A 25,360-nucleotide genomic window follows, 5' to 3' on the forward strand; every position below is an offset into this window, starting at 1 on the left:
TTATCCCCTTGGCGGGTTTTTGCAGGAGACAGCATTTTTGACGCACCGTGTTTGCCCGAAATGCACCGATTAACATTAGTGTGTCGGCTAATCGAACACTACTTCCGAGCGATGTTATAGCCACGCACTCGAAGCAACCTGCACTGAAGAGTCGTCCTGCGTGGGCGACCCAGGAACGAAAGGGGGTGTACCCAATGTACCAAGTACAAGCCCGAGAGCAAAGAGACATTAAAGATTGTTCTTGAACTTGTGCTGTGATCCTTCCGCTGAACAGGCGCAATACACAGCATTGGTGGAGGATGTTACTGATGCATTGCTCGTACCGCGACAGAGCTGATCTACAGATATCGTGCTGAAGGGCACATCGTACCTCAGTCAACAGGTTGTATCTCGTTTCAACGACAGAAAAGCCTCATAACCATTCCATCTGAGTTTTATACTATGGGCAATAGAATTCGAAACGTCCTCCTGTACGTTGACGACGCCGTTCGGTACGAAACGATAGTTGATGAACTGGCGTCACTCGGTCCAACGTACAAGACAGTCGCTGCATCGACGCATACCCCAACGTCCTTTGGTAGTATACTTACTGGCCTCTACCCCCCAGAGAACGGCATTTTGAGCTTCAAACACACTGCTCCATCAACGGTTCAGTCTGTCTTCGGCGGGAGAAGACACAACGTAACCATCGCGGAAGAAGGCGGTATGAATCACTCTATCGCCGACATATTTCGAAATCCACCACGTGAGTCAGTTGAAGCGGTGGAGCCTCCGTTTTTTCACATCGTTCGTCGTCCTGGCGGTCACGCGCCTTACAACGGGTTCGAGTGGGATACCTACGAGTACTGTGACCAAACTGCAGTCGAATATCTTCGGGAGATCTCTGACGAGCCAAAAAAAGCACGTGAGGACTACGCGAGGGGCGTCGAACGCTCTTTTGCCGAGTTCAAACGGGTTTTGGAGGTACTCGATGATCGAAATTTGAGGCATGAGACACTCGTCATCTATACAAGTGATCACGGGGAATTGCTCGGCGAGTATGGGTTCTTCGGACATACGCATCTCGCGACGCCAGAGATCGTCTATGTTCCGACAACGTTCATTCATCCAGATCTGGATGAAGGTCATATGGATTCCCTTTTACATCATATCGACCTGCTTCCCACTGCATCTGAAATCCTTGATCAACCCCTCGACTGTGGGAGGATGCGAGGCAAGCCGTTTGGCAAGGGTCGAGAGCGAGGGTATAATCACTTCGAACACGTCCGCTACGGGGATCTCCCCAACATAGTAGAACCTGCCATCGACCACATTGGCACCTTCGAACGCACAGTCCAGAGTATGTGGGACAAGCACGGCGGTCAGGTTTTCGTTGAGGGCGGATACTTCCCTACCTTGCTCGTCTACCTGGTTCTTCTGGTGCAGAGCCCTATTGGAAACCAACTCCTCCACAACGGTGGACTTAGGGATTTATTTCGACGCTTTGCGCCCGGTCATCAAACGTATGGGAAGCCAAATTTCGACCGCAATGATGCACGTGCCAGTATCGACACGCTATTCACTAGCAGGAGCGAGCAGAGCAATCGTGAATTAGATGACGAAACTGTGGAACGTCTCCAAGATATGGGGTATCTTTGATTTTTAATCTGTGTCCGCTTCAAAGCACCCAACAAATATTCCCCCTGTCGGTTAATCTTATACAATTAGACAGTGCTAAAGACTCGAGTCACTCTCTTTGTTGGCTTCTTTGGTGCCAACTGTTATTAGTGGAAAGAATACATGGAAGGAATGATGCACAACTCAGAGCCGTCATTACATATTGAGAGGAACAGTCTTGATGCGGACTCTGTGTACTTCATTGCTGAGGCTGGCGTCAATCACAACGGCGATCTTGACCAAGCGCGTGAACTAATCGACGTTGCGCGAGGGAGCGGCGCAGACGCAGTGAAGTTTCAGACGTTCACCGCGAACCGGTTCGTCAGCAAGGGGGCGAAGACCGCCGACTATCAAAAAGCGAGTACCAATGTAGATTCGCAGTACGAACTGCTGCAGGAACACGAGTTGTCGAAGGATGAGTTCCAACTGCTACAAGAGTACGCTGAGAACCGCGGGATAACTTTTCTCTCAACCCCATTCGATCGGATAAGTGCTAACATTGTGAATGAGATGGGTGTCCCGGCAATTAAACTTGGGTCGGGGGAACTGACGAACCATCCGCTGTTACGCCACGTCGCTGAATTCGGCAAACCCATGATCGTTAGTACGGGGATGGGCACAATGGGTGAAGTCGCTGACGCCGTCACCGCGATTCGGGAGACGAATTCAAATGTCGATCTGGCCCTTCTCCACTGTACGAGCATGTATCCGGCCGCTTCTTCGACGGTGAACCTCAGGGCGATGAATCGGATGGCTGAGAAATTCGACGTACCGGTTGGGTATTCGGATCACACGACACAGCTTACGACGCCGGGGTACGCCACAGCAGCCGGTGCGCTGATCGTCGAGAAACACTTCACGCTTGATCAGTCGCTTCCGGGTCCGGATCACCACGCGTCACTCGAACCTGCAGAATTAGATCGGGCCGTGTCGCTTGCCCGTGAGGCAGCAATTGTCCGAGGCTCCCCGGAGAAGCGGCCGACGCCCGGCGAGGAAGAGATGAAGCGAGTCACGCGAAAAAGTCTACATGCGGCACGAGATCTTGCTACCGACACTACTCTCTCGCCAGATGACATTACGATCAAGCGTCCCGCCGACGGCATCTCGCCGGGAGAACTCCAGACAGCCATCGGTCGATCCCTTGCAACAGCAGTGAATCGTGACGAACCGATCACCGAGGAGGACCTCCAATGAGTGTCCGGCGAGTCACGGTCGTCACGGGTACAAGAGCTGAATATGGGCTCCTCAAATCCTCGATGGCAGCAATCAAAGCACACGATACACTGGAGTTGACTACGGTCGCCACTGGGATGCATCTTGACCCTCGACACGGCTGTACTGTCGAAGACATCGAGGCTGATGGGTTCGACGTGTCGCAGCGCGTACACACTGAAATGGCCGGTGATTCGGGCCTGACAATGGCGAAGGAACTCGGAGCTGGAATCAGTGGTCTCGCAGAGAGTTACGGGGATCTTGATCCTGATATCGTTCTCGTTCTCGGTGATCGTGACGAGGCATTCGCAGGCGGAGTCGCAGCAGCACATATGAACATCCCAGTCGCACACATACACGGCGGCGATGCGATGGAAGGTGCGATGATCGACGACAGTATTCGACATGCACTGACGAAGTTTGCCCATCTTCACTTCCCGGCCTCGGAACGAAGTCGCAATCGGATTCTCGAACTGGGCGAGGAGGACGCCCGAGTGACCTTAGTCGGAGCACCTGGACTTGACGCCATCAGAAAGAGAGAGTACACTGATCCGGACGCAGTTCTGGCGGAGCATGGGATCGATGCAGACCCCTCGCTCGTCCTCGTCGTCCAACACCCTGTCACGACGATGGCAGAGGAGGCTGGCAACCAGATGGCGGCCACGCTAGAAGCAGTCACATCCATTAAATCCGCTCCCGACATCGTCGTTGTCTACCCCAATTCTGATCCTGGCAGTCGGCGGATGATCGACGTAATTGATCGGTTCGAAGCGGAATCTTCGATTCTGACGTTCCCCAACCTCCCACGGCACGACTTTCTCGGTCTCATGGACGCCGCCGATACGATGGTCGGAAACTCGAGTAGCGGTATCATCGAAGCGCCCTCGCTCGACTTACCCGTGGTCGATATCGGCCCTCGACAGAACAGCCGTCAGCGATCGGCGAACACTGTCGAAGTGCCACACGAGATAGACGCGATTCGGAGCGCCGTACGCGACTGTCTCACCAACGACGCACTACGTGAGCAGGTAGCCGTGTGTGAGAATCCCTATGACTACGGCGGCGCGGGCTCAAAGATCGCAGACCGCCTCGCGACAGTTGAGTTGAACCCCTCTCTGCTCCGGAAGCGGCTGACCTATTAAAACAGATACCACTCAGATGTCGATGACTGCAGAGAAGCCTCATTTTTGTTCGGTCCTCTGTCTGTTACTTTATAGTAGTCTCGGGCTCCGGTGGTCGTTTGATGTTCAGGAGGTCATACAGGTCTACTCGCGGATGGACTTCGAGATCTCCACCCAGAGTGGCATTGTAGATATTGAAGCCTAATTTCGAGGAGGCCTCTCTCGCCAGTTCGTGGCTCTGACATATCTCTTTGTTTCGACGTTTGTTACCAGCGAGATACTGCCCGACGTCATACGTGTCGTAGAAATGTGCTGGGTTGGCAAAGCAGTCGTCGATCTTCATGAGATGTGGCTGTGCCTTTCGAAAGACCACCGAATCTAACAATTCGTAGGCTACGCCGTTTAGACACGATCGGAGAGGATACTCGGCTGAGGAGAAGAACTCGTAGATCCGACCGATCTTCGTAGGCTTGTCGGATCGGAAGAGTGCCGGATCGTCTCCTTTGTCGAAAAGCATGTGCAAATTCCACTCATCGTACATATCACACCCGAGCAAATAGAACTCGGAAAAACCCATATAGTGAGCGAGTTGCATCACGGGATACAGAACAGTCGTGTAGTGATAGACAATATCTGTGACGTCTATAGACCAGATGTCGTGGAAATCATCTACCGACTCCCAGTTGACGTCCAAAACAGAGATGTCTACCTTATCCATATCGACCAGATTTTTGAGTGTAAGCCGCATCGTGTTATCACGGTCGGGAACGAAGTTCAGATCATCCATAGGTAAAAAACAGGGGATGTCTAGATTAACCATCTTCATGATGTTCTTTTTTGGTATACTAGGCGGCGAATGGATGCCGAGATAGAATGATGGGTGCCAGTCTGTCTGGTCGAAAATATTCGCGATGTTGTTCACACTGAAGGTATACTCATCGGAGAGACGCTCCAAGGGCGTATGTTTGAGACTTGGTCCATTTCCAAGAATAAAGATGCGTTCTCCGCTGTACCTGTCCTTTAAATATTCAACTTTCATATTTGATGATGGGTATTGTTAACTTCACACAACCAATAATTGTGCTTTCTGGCTAGCTAACAGTTCGTGTGGTTGTTCAATAGACGTTATCCACGCACTTGACATCGTTTGCGCACTGCAGCGGGAGTTCAGCCATCCCGGTGTCAACCGAGTTCAGAATTGGGCTCTCTATAATTTGGATCATGGTGAGAGCTGCTCGGATTTCCTGAAGGGCATCAATGCAGACTTCAGAAACGGTTTCATACCGTTTTTATATGTCTCGTCGATTGTGTCCCGTACTGCTGTGTAGGCTTTCCAGTCGTTTGATCGTTGTTCCTGGACGAACTCAAAGACTTCGTCAATCGCAGTTGGATTTGGTCCCGCGATGAGACTTTGTTGGGGTGGCAGCAGATCATCGGCTCCGTAATTTTTAAAAAAGTAATAAATTCCCTGCACAGGGAACCAGTCGTGTATCTCACCCAGTGTCCGAACGAGCCCCTCTCTCGGGTCGAATGCTCGGACGCCGGCAGTACCGAACGTCTCATTCAACCCCTGGGCGCGCGAGTCCTCGGCGAGAATTACTGATGGGCGACGCCATCGGAGATGAGCGAGGTGCCCGTGGAACCGATAGCCGATGTGAAGATCTGAGTTACGATAAAAATCGATGTTGTTGACCTCATGGCTAGCATAGTGAGTCTGCCATCCTGACTTACGTCCGGCATGGCTCAATTCACGGTCGACGTCATTTGGAGCAGAGTGGAGCACTAGGGTTCGGTCAGCGTGCGGGAAAACCCTCGAACACCGCTGAAGTAGCTCCTTGGCTTGTTCGACATACAGCGTTGAGTGTGGCGTTGTAAATACGAGCTGGTTGATTTCATCCGGCGCGTGAAACGGCTCTCCGATGAAATCGGGGTCGTACCAAGCCGGGTCGCCGGTAAGTATCGTCTGGAAGTCATTCTGGCGCAACACTTGACCGACCCAGTTTGTTCGGACTGGGATCTGTTCATTCGGACAGTTCTGAATGACTCTATCCAAGAACGATCTGGTCTGTGTGTCTATCCGCTGTTTTGTGAGTTCTTTTTTATCCCCGGGGAAAAACCGGTGAATTGCGCTGAGGGGTATCATCGGCGGCTTGATCTTGTCAAGGTCTTCGGTTAGACGATACTGGATTGGGTCGGTGACTTCCGGATATTCGAATCCACAGAGGAGGATAGCGTCTGCGCTATTTAGATACTCCAAGCGAGATGTGAAATCCTCCCCTCGCCAGTGAATCTCAAACTCGGTCGAGCCGTGAATCTCCTCGATGAGTTCGAGTGCAGATTCGAGGAGGAGTTGGTCACCGACGTTTCCAGACGCATGACGGGGGCACGGTGACAGGACTATCAATTTCATACGTACTATCGAAACGACTCATCGTGATAAATCTCCGGTGAGCCCCACCACTATATGACATCACGGACAAGTGAACTCAGTCACCGCTCACTGTACGACGGACTCTTTTTCGGCAGGCCCACAGTTCAACAAATCGTAGTACTCCTCAATCGTCTTTTCTACGGTAGTCTCCCAAGAGTAACGACTGACTGCAAGATCACGTGCTGTCTCTCCGAGTTGCTGGCGCAGTCCATCATCGGACAGCAGTTCGACCACTGCATTGGCTAGGGTTGTCGGGTCATCGGTCGGGACAGTGCGGCCGACATCCGGAACGACAGATCGAAGCTGCTCAAGATCTGTCACCACAATTGGCGTTCCACAGGCCATTGCTTCGATGACGGTTCGGGGGAATCCTTCGTTGAAACTTGGCAAGACGAACACCGCACTCTCATTGTAGAGCTTCGGCAGTTGCTCGTTTGGAACGACGCCCGTGAAGGATACCTGTTGTGCAACTCCTTCTTCGGCGGCGAGTGCTTTGAGTTCGGTCTCTTTTGTGCCACCGCCAACCAGAAGCAAGGTTGCCTCGGGAATCACAGAAGCGATCTGACTGAACGCTTTGATAAGGACGTCGACGCCTTTCCCTTCAGTGAGTCGGCCCACGTAGAGGAGCTGAGAACTATTCGCGTTGACGGCCATTGGTCGGAAACGAGAGCAGTTGACGCCATTGCTGATAACGGCAGTAGCTGAATCCACCCCGAGTTCTCTAATTCGCTGTCGGTCTGTGTCCGTATAACAAAGGACCCGGTCGGCAGCATTGAGTGTAAATCGTGCGACGGTCGGCAGATACACGCGCTGTATCCACTCTGGCGCCACTTGCGACCGCACACCGTGGTTCGTAATCACCAACGGCGTATCGTCAACATAGCTGAGTGCTGCGGCAACGTTTGTCGAGAAGAACAGGTGCGAGTGTGCATGAATAATATCGTATTGATCACTGGCATTGTAGATCATCCGCACGAGCCCAGGTGGGATACTGTTTCCACAGATGTTCACTAACTCTCGGTGTCTTTGGATCCTATATCCTTCTCGACGCTCGCGTCTCGGCAAATCGTGTGCGCCGTGATCTGAGGTTAGTACCGTTACTTCATGCCCTCGTTCGGCCTGCCGCTTTGACATGAGATGAACGTGAAGGCCAAGCCCACCGGTAACCTCCGGATAGGTATCGCTGCTCACGCGAAGGATCCGCAGTTGGTCGTTGCCAGGTGATACAGACATCGTCAGATGAGGTCGTTATTTCGTTTGAGACGGTTATAGAGGAGCGAGTTACTGCCTACGAGTTTCCTGAGCGACCCGTTCACAAGCCGGTCTTGATCTCGTTCATCCATATGGACATCGTTGGCAGAGGCTGTGAAAACGTTTTTACTCGAATGAGTGTCGAGTGGAAGCAACTCTTCTACTAGTTGGCGTCGGATTACAACGCTTAGAACACAATATTGACCAAAAGTTGGCCTGGAGTTTGCTAGTACTGATATTGTATAGCCATCAGTAGATTCGGTTTACAAAATGTTCGTATTCATTGAGGACTGTGTTGACAGAGAAGTCTTCAGCTCGTTCTTTCAATATCTTTGATGAGGCTGGCTCTCGCAAGACGTCCTCTATACCCGCTGCGAGCGCCCTTGCATCTCCGACCGGCACCAACGGGCCGAAGGTCCCGTCGGCTAGAATCTCTCGAGGGCCGCTTCGGCAGTCAGTGGCAACGACCGGACAGCCACAGGCCATCGCCTCAACTAGCGCGGTCGGGAGACCCTCCCGTCTTGAGGAGAGTACAAAGATATCGGCACAGCGCATGTATGCGTACGGATTCTTAACGTAGCCCGGGAAAGAGACTTTATCCTCGATGCCCAAGTCAGCTGCGAGAGTTTCCAGCGTCTCACGGCGGGGGCCTTCTCCCAGGATTACGAGGTGGAGAGACGGGCTGGTTTCCCGAGCAATGGCAATAGCTTTGGTCAGCGTCTCGAAATCTTTTTCTTGTGCTAACCGCCCAACACCTAAAGCAACGTCAACGTGGGAGGTGTTGAACCATGGATGGTCGGCCGAAGCTTCGGCACCGGTTCGGACAGCGGGGGTAACAACAGGATTGTTAATCACAGTCAACTTATCGTCAGAAATACCTACTTCATTTTGTAGACTCTCCGCAACCCCTGAGGAAACTGCGAGGATGTGGTCTGCAAGCGGGTGAAGTCGGCGGGCGAGTGCGAACATCAACCGATCCTTCTGCTGGCTCACTTGTCCGAACATCGTATGTTCGGTCAACACAAGTTTCGTCTCACCGGCTGCTAGCTGATCGGCGACGACCGAGACAACGTTAGCGTAGTGCATTTGGGAAAAAAGGATATCGGGTGAGTCCTTTCGGAGATAAAATACGAGTGCAGGAATACTTGCACCGGCACCGACGAGAGGAATGCGCGGTGTTTGGAGATCGACAAGGGTAACCTCGTTTTTTACCTGTTCGACAAGTTCCCCTCTGCGGTAGGAGACCAGCAAGTCTACGTTCACACCCCGTTCGGCAAATCCGTTCGCGAGATTAACGGTCACTCTCTGCGCCCCCCCAACGGTCAGAGATGGCACATAAAATGCGAGCCGGGTCTCAGATTCCATCACAGCCAATTCGAGTCTCTCACGGAATAAACATTGGTCCGGCAGGCAAGGTACCATTTGAGACAGACGAGTGAACAAAAATGGTTTGTTAATGCATTACGTTCTCGTTGAGTATGGTCCAGATCTCCAGTTACGCGTTCAGCGGTCAACAACAGATAGGATGAGGACGAGGACACGTGTCTATCGCTTCATCCGAGGTTTGTTTGTCTCTGGCAGGGTACAACTGTATCTGCTGGCTCTGGCTGCGGTCTGTCTGATGATTGAGGGTGTTTACATCGCTGTCGTCCCACCGGTCAGCGGCTACGAAACGTCGATTTACGAGCCGTATCCTCTCACGTTTTGGATCGCGCTCTTCCTGAGCATAGCGCTCATTGTGGTCGTATTACTCACAGCATCGGTCAGTTCACGGTCCTTTTACGGACGGGCTTTGATACTATTGGCCGCCAATTATGGGATACTCTTGTTCTTGCCAACGTTCCGGGGATACCAGCTCCACGATAACGCCAATGGTGACATTCTCGTCCATCTTGGGCATATCCGAACAATCGTCGTGGAAGGGAACGTTCCCGATCTCTGGTACCCCTTCGAACACGTACTGATGGCGGTCTTCGCGGTGTTTGGCGTCCCACTAGAAGAGTCCAGCATGTTGTTTACACTGGTTTTCTTACTGATTTTTGTTACGACTGCGGGTGTTTTTCTCCGTTCGGTACTGCGACGCAACTTCGCTCTTGCAGCGGGCACTGCCGCCGCGACACCGTTATTGATGGCGTCCTTCACCGTCAGCGCCCAGCCGTCGATCTTTTCGGTCTTCCTTCTACCGATTCTACTGACGTTCAGTTATCGGTTTCGTCGAACGCTGGATAAACGATATTTCTTTTTGCTCTGTCTTATATTATTCGCAATCATCCTCTTCCATCCGGTCACCTCGTTATTCGTGATAGGAATTTTGTGCTCTACGTGGCTGTTCGGCCAAGTTTATGAGTGGCTGACCGGCCATCGCATTCCGACCCCTGACTGGAATCTTGCCCTTGCAATGATTCCGTTACTGTTTATTTGGTATACGGGTTTCGACAAAACCTGGTTTATGCTGAACAAGAAATTAAAGACCCTGACGGGTGCCACAGCGTCTCCTGTGGGGGCCACGACAGAGGAGACTGTACTACTCACCTTTGAGCAAATAATGATACGCTTCGTCCAATTGTACGGTGCCGTGTTTATTTATCTGATTATTGCGGCCATAGTCACATTGGTAGTGATCTTTCGAATCTCCCGTGGCAGCGTTACGTTCCCTGGGATGTATCTATCATTGCTATTTGTAATGGGATTTTTCTCCGCGCTCACGCTCCTGATCTCGCCGATTGAATCGTTTGCACCAATTAGAAGTTCTCGATTTCTGATAGTTATGGCGGTACTTCTTGTCTCAACAGCTCTCGTTTCGGCAACATATACGGACTATCAGCGAAGCCTTACTGTCATCATTACGGGGGCAATCATCGTCGCCATCGCACTTTCGGTAGCCATTGTTTACCAACCTAATATTCATATGACTAAATCGGAATTTGAAGGAGCTAAATACGTGAACGAATACCACGCCTCATCAGCCAGTGTATATAATGTTAGGATGACAGACAACATGGAAGATTATCTTCATTCAGTTCCCAGATCCGAAATTGAGACCTACCACTTCGGTGGCTTAGGAAAGAAGTTACCACATAGATTGGGCTATACAAAGAATAATACAGCGGCAGAAACATTCGGAAACGCCTTCCTCGTGACGAAGGAAGCCGATACGAAGTTCTATGAGGCGTCGTATTTTTTCCCTGATCAACAGGAATCCTTATTTATTTTCAATGAATCGGACAAAGCTAAACTTCATGATGACGTAACAGTAAATAAATTATACGAGAATGGAGGATTTGAAGGCTGGCGAGTCAACACCCCTACATAGATCGACAAAGAATTTCTCACAAAAATCGAGTTCCGCTGATTGGCGTCTCTGATCACAACCTCTACTCGCGACAACGGCCAGAAGGAGAATCACCTTGGAGACAGTGGTAAGCTCATGTTTACATATATAGAGTTGTAATGGTAAAGGTGCGAAAATTGGCTCAAGACGTAGATAGACAATCTGAAGTTTGCTTGGCTACTTTCATTTATGGAGAGCAAGATGAAATGTTTGATGAAAAACATGAGTAAGTAGATTCTTCTGAACAGAAAATAGTCCCTCGCTGTTGACTGAAAATCACTCGTTGACAAACAGGGCAGCCCAAACACAGGGGGTCCATCAGAGGAGACAAAACAACGTGTAATTCTCGATGACAAATGAGTGGTACCTACGATTCATTTAGATTCTGTGGATGTAACAGAGGTCTACATCCCGGATTCCCAGTTGACCACCAATCTGTCGTGGCACATGCCACTCAAACTACGCCTGTCAGTGGAGTGCTGATCCCAAGAATTAGATTATTCGTTCGCGTAGATGAAGTTATGCCGCTATCCAAGTTGCAATCCCGGGTGGTCTATCTCACTCCATCGATTCTCAACCATCTTGGAGCCGAGGTAATCGTACGTATAAATGAGCTCTTCGACAACAATAGGTATGAGTATGAACTTCGTGGTAAGAAGATTCTTTTCGAGTACACAGACAAGACCGGATTTCATCTGTACCGGAACTTGATTAGCGGTGACGTGTTGACATTCGAGGGAACGAACATCAAAATGCTGGAATTCTCTGGTAGTAAAGACTCTTTTATCGATATTGGGGCGCATTATGGTATTTACTCGGTTGTTGTGGGAACACTCAATCCCGATTCTGAGATATATTGTTTCGAACCCAATGATTTCAATCGTAGAATGGTCCAGCATCAATTACAAATTAACGATATCCGCGCAGAGGTGCGGCCAGAAGTTGTATCTGAAACGGCTGGTACAATCACGTTTTATGAGTCTGATGAGAATGGTTCGCAGAGTCACTCGGCGACAAAAAGTGAGATGACTGTCAAAGAAGTCGAAAAAGACGCGGTATCAATCGGTGAATTTATCCAATACAACGATCTGCACCGGCCATTCCTGAAGATAGATGCGGAGGGAGAAGAACAGAAAATCATACGGGATCTTGTCCAACTAGATGGGAGAGATATTTCTGGAATCCTGGAAGTACATCCACGAATGCTCGAACCCGACGAATCTGAAGAGCAGATACTTCGTCTGTTTGACGATCACGGGTATCATTGGGAAGAGTTAGATGCACCGTCAATATCCCAGCCGCAGTATTATTTCCAGAAGCAGTGAGAAACTCACGGTCCGATCTGTTCAGCAGGCACACCTGCGACGGTTGTTCCTGGTCGGACGTCTTCGGTGACGACTGCACCAGCAGCAACGACGGCATCTTCACCGACGGTATGGTGGTCAAGAATTGTTGCACCAGCCCCGACGTAGGCATTTTTTGCTATCGTCACCCCACCGGCAAGCGTCGCGTTTGGTGCAATTGTCACGCCTTCTGAGATGTGCGCGTCGTGAGAAATGTTTACTGTGCTGTCGATGAGAACTTGGTCGGCAAGGACAGCATCCGGGCCGATGTATGTACGAGCATTGATAATGACTCCTTCACCGACCGACGCGGTCTCTGCAATCGTTGTCTCCGGGTCAACAGCGGAGAAGAACGAAAACCCTGCTTCACGGATGGTCTCTGCAATGGCAACTCGGTCACTGTCGATCCGGCCAAGTGTGACCAACATTTGGTTTCCTGTGGGAGTAAGGGTCTCGAGCATCTCCGCGCCACCGAGAACTTCGTGACCATGGATCAATTCTCCGTGTCGCTCCTGATCATCGTCTAATAGTCCAATCGTTTCTTCATTTTCAGTCCGAGAGAGTATATCGAGTGTCACTCTGGCCTGTTCACCTGCACAGTAGAGTATTTTCATCGGTTCGATTAGTTCCTCTGGATTGTCGTATTAGGACTTTATGAAAACAAATATTGTATAAATTATGTGGTGTATGGGGGAACAAATGGTGGAAAATATTGGGAAGATCTGGGCCTACCGAGTGACTGGCCTGTACCGCTAAAGAATACGATATTTTGGGTCAACTACCCCATCATGAGCGCCTTCGGTGCTTTGAGGGCGGGTTCTGTCCGTGAGTTCGGCCTCAAACCCGTCAGGGTAGGTGGTAAATCCACGCTTCGGCGTTCACGAGAGCGAAGCGCTCGTACAGCCCATCAGGTTTGGCAGAAACCTGAGGACATCACCGTTCCAGACTTTACTTTAGGGCAAGTTGAACGGTGCGAAGAGTTTAGAGCAGTGGGTTCGTGTCCAGAGCATATTCGTATGCACCTAGGTCCGGTGCCTCACCACCGAATTCACGTCCGACATCAATGCCAGCGTCTCGTGCTGCAGATCCGCTGGTGAGATGCAGGAATAGTTCGCTGGTAGTATCTTTCGTCTGGACTGCAGGGTCAGATATTCCAAGGTTCCAGCTGTTGTTTTGATCGTCGAATTCATTTGGATTGTTTAAGTGATTGCCATTTTTGTGGAACGATAGACAGTTCCGGAGTTCGTGTTGTCCACTTCCGCTCCACTCACCCCAATGTGCCGCAGACGATGTGTCTGGTGCCTCTTTGAAGGCCGTACAATTATGGAACTCACAAGCGTCTGGATGGGCGTTCATGAGGAAGGAAAACTGGTAGTTATCCCATGCGAGACACTCATACAGGAAGATTGGGCCATTTGCACTGTCGCTACCGCATTTCCAACCGTCGCCATCGGGATCGCTTGGATTCCACAACTCTTCGTTGAGGTCGAACCCATTGCGGTAGGCAACACAGCGGACGAACTTGTCTCCGTTTGCGAAGTGTGTATCGAAGCCATCGTCTTCGTTGTGGTGGCCAACGCAATCTCTGAAGACAACGCTCCGATACTCATGATCAGGACCGACACCGAAACCGTCGGCGTGGTTCGAGCCGTGGTAGTTGGCGTAGGATTCACAGCCTTCGACTACGACGCTCTCCTCTGGAACACCGCCATAAGGGTTCATTAGGAACCCGGAGAGACCATTGTACCGCGCGACGCAATCACTGATAGTGACGTTGAGACACTCACCTTCTGTTCGGAGGCCGTAGCCCGGAGACTCTTCGAACGTGAGTCCCTCGACAATCAGGTGCTCGCACCTGTATAATAGTATGGCAGCACCCCACTCGCCAGAGCTGATCCCAGAGAGATTGACGATGGCGTCACCGTAGCCGACAATTTTCGCTGGGTCGCTCTCTGAGCCAGCGATCTCGATATATTGGCTGGCGGAGGCGGATTCGTTGTAGGTACCCTCGTGGACGTGAAGTGTCACCCCCGAAGCATCCATCGACTCCATTTCAGTGAGAGCGTAGAGGATACTCCCCCAGGGGTTGTCGGAAGACCCGTCGTTGCTATCGCTCCCATCAGGCGAGACGTGCAGACCTGTCTCTGGTGGCTGGGTCGTCGCTGATGGATCGTCATCGTAGTGGCGGTCTATATGTGGATGCGTCTCGTGGAAGCGAACGTCGTCGAAGCCCGTTGCAGTGCCAGTCTCCCCGTCAAGAATCCACCAGTAATCACCGTGATAGCTGTGGTCGGACACTTGTAGGTGGCCGACTTCTGTGCCTGCGCTATCGTAAACCCAGCACTCCATCGCGTCGTAGTTCCACCAGACAATAATCTCGTACCACTCACCGGCCGATAACGTCTGTGTGGTCGTCCGGGCAGTGATCTGTGTCCCACCATCATTGACCCGTTCACGCAGTAGAATCTCGTTGTTGGCGAAGTCCACGTACCACTCGCTGAAGTTGGCTGGTGCCGGTGGGCCGTCAGCGTTGAACCCTATACGCGAAGAAGTCCAGTTACCCATCGTATCGACGTAGTACGACCAAGAGAAGAATCGGCCACCTTCCTGAACCGTGTCAGGGAAACCAGTGCCGTCATCGTAGAGTGAACTCCCACTGGTCCGATAAGCACAGTTGCTACCCGACTGGGCGAAGTTGGTGGTGGTGGCGTGGTTGCTCGCATTCCCCCACTTGCTGCTAATCCCATCCTCGAAGTCGTCAACAGTCAGTGGATATGTTGTCTCCTTTGGCTCCTGCCCAGTCAGCTCCGTCACTGTTGTCTCTGCGCCGTTTACGAACAAGGTAAACTCGCCAGTGACTGGTTCGAAGTAAGTGAGTTCTCCCCAGAAGTCGTAGGTGTCACCGGACCCGTTGTTGGTCGAACCCTTGGCAGTCCACGTCCCGTCGTTGTTTTCTGTGACTGTATCTCCGTTTTCTTCGGCTGAGTAGTCACCGTTATTGAGGACTTTACTAATCCGGTCAGTCACGTCGAAAGTATAGTCAACGGTTGCGTCGGTAGATGCGACGATCTCAATGCGGTCGGCCTTGATGTCTCCTTCGTCACCATAATTAAGAGAGACTTCAGCATCACCCTTCACGTCCAGATACGTGAGATTGCCGCTAAAGCGATAAGCGTCTATATCACGGTGGACTGCTCCCGTAACTCGTCCATTTTCGATGGTATCTTTCACCTCTACTGATCCAATTTCAGGATGTGGTTCTGCTGATCCTGAGACTTCAAACTCGTAGCTTGACTTTCCACGTGACACAGTTCCATCAAAAACGATTGTATTCGGAAAGTCAGTGGTATTCGCACCTACTCCAGCAGAGATTAGGCCTGTAGCAATTCCAACCCCCGTTAGGTGTAGCATTTGTCGCCGGTTGACTGATCTCATCCCCTCTTTTTTCCCAAGCTGGGCTTCTTTTTTTCTTATTTTATTTACTTTACTTACGTTATTAGATTCTTTACTATCATTAAGATCGTCTTTATTATCTGGCACACGTTGCACTCCAAGTCCTTTTATTAAATTTCTATTTGCAAGATTAAAACCTATTACAAAAATATGAATAGAATTAGATTTGAATAAGCTTAATTTACATAGATATACATGTACTGTACCTAGTGACAATATAAAATAAATAGTAAAACTATATTAGTATTTTCTTCCCAAATATATCACCTCATCGCCGAGAACCTCGACAATCTCTGGCGTTATCATCGGGCGAACACGTACTACCAGGACGGCCTCGCTGCCGCCGAGAGAGCTGAGAAGATGTACGCGCTGGCGAACGAAATCCATGCCTTCGTTGTTGGCCGCTCACCGCAGGGCCACGAGTGTATTTGTATTTCAGGAGATTGAGGATTTCTCCGTGAACGTTAGCGCCGGCGCTGAACGGAACCTTAATACACCTGACCATACATCGTAGCAGTAGATGACGACTACCACCGCAGTTGCACTTGCAGTCGAGGGCAGCGGTGGCGCCACGCTCGCGATTATTGGGGCTTCCCAGTAGCCCTATTTCACACTATTCCTCGATTTCAGCCGGCAACGGACGACAACTACCGCCAGTATCGCTCTCGGCGGCGACCTCACATCACAGCACCCGACCCCAACGAATGGCAAACAACACCGCAGCAGGAAAGAAAGCGACCGACGAATCGTCCACGCAACCAGTCACGACAGGCGCCGAGGCCGTCGTCGCCGCACTCGACACCGTGGGCGTCGAACACATCTTCGGCGTCCAGGGGGGCGCGATCATGCCGGTCTACGACGCGCTGTACGACGCCGACATCCAGCACATCACGATGGGACACGAACAGGGTGCATCGCACGCTGCCGACGCATACGGCGTCGTCTCGGGAGAGCCGGGCGTTTGCCTGGCGACGTCGGGACCTGGAGCGACGAACCTGGTGACTGGGTTGGCTGATGCGAACATGGATTCGGACCCGATGGTCGCCCTGACGGGACAGGTGTCGACGGCCTTACTCGGCAACGACGCCTTCCAGGAGGCGGATACCACGGGGATAACGATGCCCGTCACGAAGACGAACTACCTGCAGTCCGACCCGGACACTGTCGGCGCGACCGTCGGCGAAGCGTTCGCACTCGCCCGCGAGGGTCGGCCCGGGCCGACGCTGGTTGACCTCCCCAAAGACGTCACGAATAGCCAGACGACGGAGACACCCTCCGAACCCGAACTCCCCGACAGTTTCGACGTCCCGGATGCAGCCGACGGTGATGACGTGGCCGCCGCCGCTGCGGCGTTTGCGAATGCCGAGCGACCTGTCATCTTATCGGGTGGTGGCGTCATCAAAGGGGAAGCGTGGGACGAACTCCGGCGGGTCGCCCTCGAGTACGGCGTCCCCGTGGTGACGACCATGCCCGGCATCGGGTCGTTCCCGGAAGATCACCCCCTCGCGATGGAGGTCGCCGGCATGCACGGCACGGGGTACGCAAATCTGGCGCTCCAGCTCTGTGACGTGATGCTCGCGGTCGGGACGCGCTTCGACGACCGCCTGACCGGCGGCGTCGAGACGTTTGCACCCGACGCCGAGATCATCCACGTCGACATCGACCCCGCAGAGATCTCGAAGATCATCCCCGCGGACTATCCGCTCGTTGGGGACGCCTCGACTGTCCTTACCCAGCTTTTCGATGCGATACCGCGCGCCCCGGATGCCGCGGCGTGGCGCGAGCAGTGCCAGCAGTGGAAAGACGAGTACTCGATGGAGTATTCGATCCCGGACGATGCGCTCCTCAAACCGCAGTTCGTCGTCGAAGCGATGGACGAACTGACCCCAGACGACACCATCGTCACGACGGGCGTCGGCCAGCACCAGATGTGGGCGATGCAGTACTGGACGTACCGACACCCGCGGACGTGGGTCTCCTCGCACGGGCTGGGGACGATGGGCTACGGCCTGCCGGCAGCCATCGGCGCGCGCGTCGCTGCTGAAGATGATCGCTCGGTCGTCTGCTTCGACGGTGACGGCTCCTTCCTGATGTCGCTTCAGGAACTCGCGGTGGCCGCCCGGGAGAACCTCGACATCACGGTCATCGTGCTCAACAACGCTGCTGTCGGGATGGTTCGCCAGTGGCAAGACGCCTTCTTCGAGGGGCGTCGCATGGCCTCGGAGTACCAGTGGGTGCCACAGTTCGATACCATCGCCGAGGGATTCGGTGCGAAGGGCTTCCGCCTCGAAACCTACGACGAGGTGGACGAGACGCTGCAGGCGGCCTACGACTACGACGGCCCGTCGGTCGTCGACGCCCACATCGACCCCGAAGAGGACGTCTATCCCATGGTCCCCAGCGGCGGCGACAACGCGAAGTTCGCGATGAACCAGGCACAACTGGACGAGCTGTGAGTTTCGGACTGCACAGTCTGGGACCGCACGACCGTTCGGGTTGGCGCAGCTGAGGGGGTCTTCGACGACCACGAAGAGCGGTCGCCGCGCTCGACGCCGGTGAGCGGTCAGAACCACAGTTCGGGGTTGTCTTGCAACGCGAGGCGGATTTCGGGTGGAGCAATCGCCAGACAATCGTCGAATTACTGCCGTAGTGAGGCCACCAGCTGATTGGCCTCCTTCTCTGCACGCACTTGGTGTTCGTGAAATACTTAAGCTAACCCCGATTCACATATAATGTTTTTATAGTAATGGTCCGTAATACGGCATATGAGCCGCGAGACGGAAAGTAATCATTCGGCCGGGACATCTATTTCGCTTTCAATACCTCCTTTGGATCCGGATCTATTCAAACACAAAGCGACGAGCGATGTCCTTCTCTTTTTAACCAATCACCGATTCAGTGATTTCTCACTGCGAGAACTCGCAACGCAGATCGGGCATTCCCACCAGTCCGTCCGACGGGCAGTGGACGTTCTCAGTGCGAATGATCTGGTCGTCGAATCCCCCGAAAGCAACCAGCGACTCATCCAGATCAACAGACAGCGTCTGTCTATCCCGGACGATCCGATCCTCAGGATTCCCCAACCGGAGTATCACCACCCGGTCAAAGCTGCGGTCACGAAGCTTCGCGAGAACATCAGTGATGTCGTCGGCATCATCCTGTACGGAAGTGTCGCTCGGGGCGACGCTGACCGACGGAGCGATATCGATCTCTGGGTACTGACTCGCGCCGGGCGGGCCGAAAGCCAGCGAGAAGCGAACGCTATTGCACGTGATCTCGAGGACGCTGAGTTCGATGGTGACCGATACGCCTACGATATCGACGTCGAAGCCGCCCAGGCGATTCCGACCTACACCGATGACATTCGGGAAATCATCGTTTCAGGAATTCCGGTCTACAAGACGAGTGACTTCGAAACCGTCGAAAACCTCCTCTTGGAGGAAAGGGCCGCCGATGAATAACGGCTCGGACCCGATCGCTGTACTCGCAGCACTCGAACGCGCACAGGATGCCTTCGAGATGGTCGGACGCGGTCGGACCGCGTTCGAGGACGGGATTAGTGCGGATGCAGACTGGAAGACACAGCTGACGAAAGCGTGTCGCCTCCTCGAGGTTGTCGAAACCCTCCAGTCACAGGACGGGTACTACACGGCCGTCATCGAGGTCTGTTTCGGCGCTATTGAACGGTCGATCGAGGCGTACGCGCTCTCGATGACGAACGATACGCTTCAGGACTTTCAGGACCACCAGTTTACCTACGAGCGTGCCCACCAGATCGGGCTGTTTGAGAGGGAGACTGCAGAGGAGATGAAGGACCTCTACAGAGAGAACCGGACAGAGAGTTACTATGGCGGCGGGCGTCCAACTGAAGAACAGGCCGAAGCAATGACCGACCTCGCCAGCGCTGTCCATCAGTTCTCAGTGAGTCAGATCCGAGAAGGCGGTGTCTGTCTGTGTGACTGACTACGTTACGATGGGATGGAGAAGATTCGCCAGAAGATAACTCGAAGTCCTCACGGCGCGGTGTACGTCGATGAGTTTGGCTCGCCGCTCTTGCAGGCTCATTGTGAATCGTTTACTCGCTACTCATCTGGTCGTGATGAGTTGCGTCGATGTCCACGTCGTGCTCGTTGGCGATTATCTCCAACGCCGGCTCGTACGCCGACCGGGTCTCCATCATCTGGCTGACCGCGTCGTCTAACGGAATCACGGGATTGCCGTCGACCCACGCGACATCGAACCCCTCTGTTTGCCGGAACAAAACGTAGTGGACGCGCCCGTCGACATCGGCTGCGTCCGGGCGTTCACCCACGCTACTGTCAACGCCGAACCGCTCGAAGAACTCGATCCACCGGTCGACGTCGCGGTCGTGAACCTCGATAAATACGGGATAGTCGTCGTGTCCTCTGGCGATCTGAAAGCCGCCGTTCGTCCAGACGTAGGCGGCGTCAATCTCTGTGTAGGCGAATTCCATCCCGCTGAAGTGCGGGATCATGTACGCGTCGTCCTGCGAAATTTCGTCGCGGCTGAACAACGTCCCCATCATCTCCTCGTATCGCCGACGCATCTCGTAGTCACAGACTCGAATTCCATTATCGGTGTTGGAGATAATTTTTTCTTCGGCCAAGCGTTCGACCCAGTCGTAGACCCACGAATACGACGTGCCGATCTTCTTCGATATTCGATTGACTGAATCGCCACACTGTGCGGCCAAGACGACCTTTGCAGCGGTAGGATCCATGAAGTCGGTCTTCGTCATCGTCTATCTTGTTATCTCAAACGCGATGATAACTGATGAATTTATCGTCCTTCGAGGAGAGAATCCCGCCGTTATAAAAGCAACCGGTGCCACTGTTGTCGCCCAGAATATCGATGATTTCGACCAATTCGACGGAGTCGAAGTCGAGTCGTATATTCGATGACTCGACACTACCAGATTTTCCAGAGCAACGACCGTAATTTGTACCCGAGCGACCCTCTTTGATACCCAGTCCACCCGCTCATGCCGCCACGGAGGGTTGCTGCGTCGTATCCCTCGTCGTCGAGCAGACTGGTCGCGCGTTTCGCGACCACACCCATCTTGCAGATGACGACGATTTCTTCGTCGGAGGGTATCTCGCCCAGTCGTCGACGCAGTGCGGACTCGTCTCCCTTTCGCAGTTCGTTGTAAACGGGGATGTTGTGGCTGTCCTCGATTGCACGTCCGCGATAGGACTCTCGGGGTCGGATGTCGAGCAGAAACGGCTCGTCTGCACTCGAGTCGAGTCGCTCGTCAAGCTCGTCGGGACGAATCCCACTCATTCGATTCACTGTTGTACTCTCTATACAAAACCGCAGTGTTTCCATCGTCACGAACAGGTCAGTTCACTAAATATCAGGTCAGTTCACTAAATCGTTGTATAACCCGCCCGAAACAGCCGCTATCTCCCGGTATCCGTCTCACGGGAGAATACGATGATATATAATTGGGTGTGTGGTAGGTCTCGTATGCAAACGAACGATCCGTTCGACGCGATTCGCGATTTCGAGGTCGACGGGACAGCATACAAGATGGCCGACCTCACGGTTCTCGAAGAGGAAGGACTGTGCGATCTGGATAGTCTTCCGGTGAGCATCCGGATCCTGCTGGAATCTGTGCTCCGGAACGTGGACGGCGAGAACGTCACCGAAGAAGACGTGCGCAATGCTGCCTCCTGGGCACCGGACGTGCCGGACGTCGAACTGCCCTTCCAGCCGTCGCGCGTCGTGCTGCAGGATTTGACGGGCGTCCCGGCCGTCGTGGACCTGGCGGCACTCCGTTCGGCCGTCGACCGGAAGGACCGTGATCCGACGCTCGTTGAACCCGAGATTCCCTGCGACCTCGTCATCGACCACAGCGTGCAGGTCGACTACTTCGGTAGCGAGGACGCCTACGAGAAGAACGTCGAACTCGAGTACGAGCGCAACGAAGAGCGCTATCGCTCGATCAAGTGGGCACAGCAGGCCTTCGAGAACTTCGAGGTCGTCCCGCCGGGAACCGGGATTGTCCACCAGGTCAACCTCGAACATCTCGGCCAGGTCGTCCACGAGCGCGAGGAAGACGGCGACGAGTGGCTCTTCCCGGACACGCTCGTCGGGACGGACAGCCACACGCCCATGATCGGCGGCATCGGCGTCGTCGGGTGGGGTGTCGGCGGTATCGAGGCAGAGGCCGCAATGCTCGGCCAGCCCATCACGATGGGCCTGCCGGAAGTCGTCGGCGTCCGTCTGGAAGGTGAACTCCCGGACGGCGCGACTGCGACCGACCTCGTCCTCCACCTGACCGAGAAGCTCCGTGACGTCGGCGTCGTCGACCGCTTCGTCGAGTTCTACGGGCCCGGCGTGCCGGAACTAACCGTCGCCGACCGGGCGACCATCGCCAATATGGCACCCGAGCAGGGGTCGACCATCAGCATGTTCCCGGTCGACGACAAGACCCTGGAGTACCTCGAACTCACGGGCCGTGACGAAGACCACATCGAAGTCGTCAGGGAGTACCTCGACGCCCAGGGTCTCTTTGGCGAGCAAGAACCCGAGTACACCGAGACCGTCGAGTTCGACCTCAGCGACGTCGAGCCGAGTCTGGCCGGCCACAAGAAGCCCCACTCGCGCATCCCGATGGGTGACATGGACGAGCACTTCCCGAACCTGCTCGAAGAGCAGGGCATCGTCCAGGCCGACGGCGCGGCCCCCGTCAAGCACGACCTCGATCTTGGTGACAGGGTTCCGGTCACGCTCGAAGATGGCACGGAGGTCGAGATCGGCCACGGCAGCGTCCTGGTGAGCGCCATCACCTCCTGTACGAACACCTCGAACCCCTCGGTGATGCTGGCTGCCGGCCTGCTGGCGCGCAACGCCGTCGAGAAGGGCCTGGACGTGCCCGACTACGTCAAGACGAGTCTGGCACCCGGCAGCCGCGTCGTCACGGCCTACCTCGAAAAGTCCGGCCTCATGGACTACATGGAGGAACTGGGCTACAGCGTCGTCGGCTACGGCTGTACGACCTGTATCGGCAACTCCGGGCCGCTCGCGGACCCGATCGAGGACGCCATCGACGAGCACGACCTCTGGGCGACGAGCGTCCTCTCGGGCAACCGGAACTTCGAGGCGCGTATCCACCCGAAGATTGCCGCCAACTACCTGGCCAGCCCGCCGCTGGTCGTGGCGTACGGCCTCGCCGGGAAGATGGACATCGACCTCGAAGAGGAGCCGCTGGGCCACGACGATCAGGGCGAACCGGTCTTCCTCGAGGACATCTGGCCGGACACCGAGGAGATTCACGATATGGTCCACAACAGTGTCTCCCCCGAGATGTTCGAGGAGAAGTACGCCTCCGTCTACGAGGGCGACGAGCGCTGGGAGGCACTCGACGCGCCGACCGGCGACGTCTACGAGTGGGACGACGAGTCCACCTACATCCGCGAACCGCCGTTCTTCCAGGACTTCCCGCTCGAAGAACCGGGCGTCGAGGACATCGCCAACGCCCGCTGTCTCATGACGCTGGGCGATACGGTCACCACCGACCACATCAGTCCCGCCGGCCCGTTCGGTGAGGACCTGCCCGCCGGACAGTGGCTCAAAGACCGCGGCGTCGCGCCCCACGAGTTCAACACGTACGGTTCCCGCCGTGGCAACCACGAGGTTATGATGCGCGGCACCTTCGCGAACGTCCGCATCCAGAACCAGATGCTCGACGGGAAGACGGGTGGCTACGCCAAGCACCTGCCAAGCGGCGAGGAGACCACCGTCTTCGAGGCCAGCGGGCGCTACCGCGACGAGGACATCCCGCTGGTGGTCCTCTCCGGCGAGGAGTTCGGGACCGGCTCCAGCCGTGACTGGGCTGCCAAGGGGACGGACCTGCTGGGAATCCGGGCGACCATCGCAAAGAGCTACGAGCGCATCTACCGCGACAACCTCATCGGCATGGGCGTGCTTCCCCTGCAGTTCGACGAGGGCGAGGGCTGGACGGAACTCGGCCTCGACGGCACCGAGGTGTTCTCAATCGAGGGTCTGGACGATGGTCTGGAGATGAACGACGAACTCACCGTGGTTGCCGAAGGCGAAGACGGTGAAATCACGGAGTTCACCGTCACGGCACAGGTGTCCACGCCGGCAGCCGTCAAGTATATAGAGAATGGCGGCGTCCTCCACCTCGTGCTCCGCCGCCTCCTCACGCAGGAGTAGGCGCGGCACACACGGTTAATACCCGTCGCGCTCGCGGTACTGACGGCGCGCACAACACACGGGTATTCTGTCCCATATCTTCGCGACGGCTGCCATCGGGGCAGCCGGCTGCGAACCTGACCAACTTGTCTCATCGGGAAACGACGATTGAGTCCTCACCACTGAGACAGTCCGGACCTGACCGATTTGTCTTATTCAGAGTGCAACGCCCGCCGTTGGCGAACGTCTTTCTCCAGGCGGTCGGCACATTCGAGACGGAGTTGTCGTGCCTCACTCGCCGTCAGGTCCCCTTCGGAGCCGATCACTTCCGACATCGGCTCGTAAGCCGAGACGTCGAATCCCATGCGCTCGAGATACGAACGGACCGAACTCGAGGAGAGACCGGCTCGGATACCGGCTGCGACGTACTCCTGGACTGCATCGAACTCCGGCAGGATGATTTCCTCGTCCGTTATGCGGCCAGTCGTGCCCGCAACGTGGACGTCTGCGTCGACGAGGTGTTCGATAATCCCAGAAACGTCGTCGGCTAACTGGATGACCTGACTCGGCAGCGTCGTATCTGGCGAGCGCCATTCGACAGTCGAGAACTCCTCGCGGAGTTTGACTGGCGTCCAGACGGCACTCTCCGGCTCGAAGTGCTCTTCGACACGCTCGCGGTCGAACCCCGAGACGATTGCTTCTGTGACGAACTCGCCGTAGCGACGCTCGAGCAACTGTGCCCACTCCTCCATATCGTCGACGTAAGGCCAGAGTTGCCCCTGATGTGGTAGCGTCTCGTATGCCTTCCAGCGATACAGCTCTGACCTGGCCCCTGTTGCCAGGTACTCCCGCTCGAAATACGGCGAGGAGTTGACCAGCGCCAGCGCCGGGTCGAGTGCGATGAGCGTATTCAGCTGGTCGATTGCGCGTTCGGGTTGCTGCTCGACGTGGATGTGCGTCCCGGCACAGTGGCGGACGTAGTCGAAGTTCTCGCCGATGATGCGGTCCTGTATCTCCGTGCGCTCGCTTGGGAGGTTCTCGATAGACTGCTCACACACCGGCGTTGCGAGCGGGACGAGGTGTTTGCCTTGGGACGTTGCCTGTCTGAGCACGCGAGCCAGTCTGTCGAAGAGTTCCGTGCGAAGTTCGCCTGTCGAGGTACAGGGAGAGGTCTTGATTTCGAGCAAGGGAGCGACGAACTCCCGCTCTACCCCTGGCGATGCCTCGACTAGGTCGCCGGGCTCGGTCAGCCACCCTTCGTCGTCGACGACCCAGTATTCCACTTCGACACTTCGCCTAACTGGGGCGGGTTCGGCTGGTGAAACTATGCCACTACTGTGGGCCTGTCTCTGGTCTTCGGGCCGTTCAGACATTCTCTGGG

The 25,360-nt window shown here is 54.4% G+C and carries 18 protein-coding genes; 9 read left to right on the top strand and 9 right to left on the bottom strand.

The annotated features are described in order from the left end of the window. Nucleotides 1-441: 441 nt before the first annotated feature. From WDJ57_RS16160 to neuC, 3 genes are all read left to right on the top strand, one after another. Nucleotides 442-1,638 (top strand): sulfatase-like hydrolase/transferase, encoded by a 1,197-nt coding sequence (locus WDJ57_RS16160; RefSeq protein WP_338901910.1) that lies wholly within the window; start codon nt 442-444, stop codon nt 1,636-1,638. A 150-nt stretch (nt 1,639-1,788) separates the two neighbouring features. Continuing rightward, a complete protein-coding gene (gene neuB, locus WDJ57_RS16165) occupies nt 1,789-2,850 on the top strand; it encodes an N-acetylneuraminate synthase (protein ID WP_338901912.1) in 1,062 nt (353 codons plus the stop codon). Then, on the top strand, nt 2,847-4,010 hold the full coding sequence (neuC, locus tag WDJ57_RS16170) for a UDP-N-acetylglucosamine 2-epimerase (protein WP_338901913.1): 1,164 nt from the start codon (nt 2,847-2,849) through the stop codon (nt 4,008-4,010). Before neuB ends, neuC begins: the two co-directional genes overlap by 4 nt. Nucleotides 4,011-4,074: 64 nt before the next feature. On the opposite strand, the gene WDJ57_RS16175 is transcribed toward neuC, so the two are convergent. The 4 genes from WDJ57_RS16175 to WDJ57_RS16190 form a co-directional block, all read right to left on the bottom strand. Further along, the gene (locus WDJ57_RS16175) at nt 4,075-5,028 is read right to left on the bottom strand and encodes a hypothetical protein (RefSeq protein ID WP_338901915.1); all 954 of its coding nucleotides are present in this window, start codon (nt 5,026-5,028) and stop codon (nt 4,075-4,077) included. Nucleotides 5,029-5,208: 180 nt separating this feature from the next. Next, nucleotides 5,209-6,399 (bottom strand): hypothetical protein, encoded by a 1,191-nt coding sequence (locus WDJ57_RS16180; RefSeq protein WP_338901916.1) that lies wholly within the window; start codon nt 6,397-6,399, stop codon nt 5,209-5,211. 87 nt (nt 6,400-6,486) lie between these two features. Continuing rightward, nucleotides 6,487-7,653 carry a glycosyltransferase family 4 protein gene (locus WDJ57_RS16185; protein ID WP_338901917.1) on the bottom strand — a complete coding sequence of 389 codons (1,167 nt, stop codon included), beginning with the start codon at nt 7,651-7,653 and terminating at the stop codon, nt 6,487-6,489. A 267-nt stretch (nt 7,654-7,920) separates the two neighbouring features. Further along, nucleotides 7,921-9,036: a glycosyltransferase gene (locus tag WDJ57_RS16190; protein ID WP_338901918.1), complete on the bottom strand. Its 1,116-nt coding sequence runs from the start codon at nt 9,034-9,036 to the stop codon at nt 7,921-7,923. Between the two features lie 256 nt (nt 9,037-9,292). On the opposite strand from WDJ57_RS16190, the gene WDJ57_RS16195 reads away from it, so the two are divergent. Further along, complete coding sequence (locus tag WDJ57_RS16195) at nt 9,293-10,984, top strand: hypothetical protein (protein ID WP_338901919.1); 1,692 nt, start codon at nt 9,293-9,295, stop codon at nt 10,982-10,984. 566 nt (nt 10,985-11,550) lie between these two features. Continuing rightward, nucleotides 11,551-12,327, top strand: a complete 777-nt coding sequence (locus WDJ57_RS16200) for an FkbM family methyltransferase (protein WP_338901920.1) — start codon at nt 11,551-11,553, stop codon at nt 12,325-12,327. A 5-nt stretch (nt 12,328-12,332) separates the two neighbouring features. Here the strand turns inward: WDJ57_RS16200 and WDJ57_RS16205 are convergent, their stop codons facing one another. Further along, nucleotides 12,333-12,959 carry a NeuD/PglB/VioB family sugar acetyltransferase gene (locus WDJ57_RS16205; protein ID WP_338901921.1) on the bottom strand — a complete coding sequence of 209 codons (627 nt, stop codon included), beginning with the start codon at nt 12,957-12,959 and terminating at the stop codon, nt 12,333-12,335. A 367-nt stretch (nt 12,960-13,326) separates the two neighbouring features. Continuing rightward, entirely contained in the window at nt 13,327-15,885 is a 2,559-nt protein-coding gene (locus tag WDJ57_RS16210) for a right-handed parallel beta-helix repeat-containing protein (protein WP_338901922.1), read from the bottom strand. A gap of 617 nt (nt 15,886-16,502) precedes the next feature. Here WDJ57_RS16210 and ilvB point away from each other — a divergent pair. From ilvB to WDJ57_RS16225, 3 genes are all read left to right on the top strand, one after another. Then, nucleotides 16,503-18,254 carry a biosynthetic-type acetolactate synthase large subunit gene (ilvB, locus tag WDJ57_RS16215; RefSeq protein WP_338901924.1) on the top strand — a complete coding sequence of 584 codons (1,752 nt, stop codon included), beginning with the start codon at nt 16,503-16,505 and terminating at the stop codon, nt 18,252-18,254. Nucleotides 18,255-18,563: 309 nt separating this feature from the next. Then, entirely contained in the window at nt 18,564-19,259 is a 696-nt protein-coding gene (locus WDJ57_RS16220) for a nucleotidyltransferase domain-containing protein (protein WP_338901925.1), read from the top strand. Then, entirely contained in the window at nt 19,252-19,761 is a 510-nt protein-coding gene (locus tag WDJ57_RS16225) for a DNA-binding protein (protein WP_338901926.1), read from the top strand. The genes WDJ57_RS16220 and WDJ57_RS16225 overlap by 8 nt, the downstream gene beginning before the upstream one ends. A gap of 112 nt (nt 19,762-19,873) precedes the next feature. Here WDJ57_RS16225 and WDJ57_RS16230 read toward each other — a convergent pair whose 3' ends face one another. Beyond that, a complete protein-coding gene (locus WDJ57_RS16230) occupies nt 19,874-20,539 on the bottom strand; it encodes a helix-turn-helix domain-containing protein (protein WP_380630250.1) in 666 nt (221 codons plus the stop codon). Nucleotides 20,540-20,727: 188 nt separating this feature from the next. Continuing rightward, complete coding sequence (locus WDJ57_RS16235; protein WP_338901928.1) at nt 20,728-21,099, bottom strand: rhodanese-like domain-containing protein; 372 nt, start codon at nt 21,097-21,099, stop codon at nt 20,728-20,730. A 186-nt stretch (nt 21,100-21,285) separates the two neighbouring features. Between WDJ57_RS16235 and acnA the strand changes: the two genes are divergently transcribed. Continuing rightward, on the top strand, nt 21,286-24,000 hold the full coding sequence (gene acnA / locus WDJ57_RS16240) for an aconitate hydratase AcnA (RefSeq protein ID WP_338901929.1): 2,715 nt from the start codon (nt 21,286-21,288) through the stop codon (nt 23,998-24,000). 191 nt (nt 24,001-24,191) lie between these two features. On the opposite strand, the gene WDJ57_RS16245 is transcribed toward acnA, so the two are convergent. Further along, nucleotides 24,192-25,352, bottom strand: coding sequence for a glutamate-cysteine ligase family protein (locus WDJ57_RS16245; protein WP_380630248.1), 1,161 nt, complete (start codon nt 25,350-25,352; stop codon nt 24,192-24,194). Between the last annotated feature and the right edge of the window lie 8 nt (nt 25,353-25,360).

Source organism: Salinibaculum sp. SYNS191 (genome assembly GCF_037338445.1).
GTDB lineage: Archaea > Halobacteriota > Halobacteria > Halobacteriales > Haloarculaceae > Salinibaculum > Salinibaculum marinum.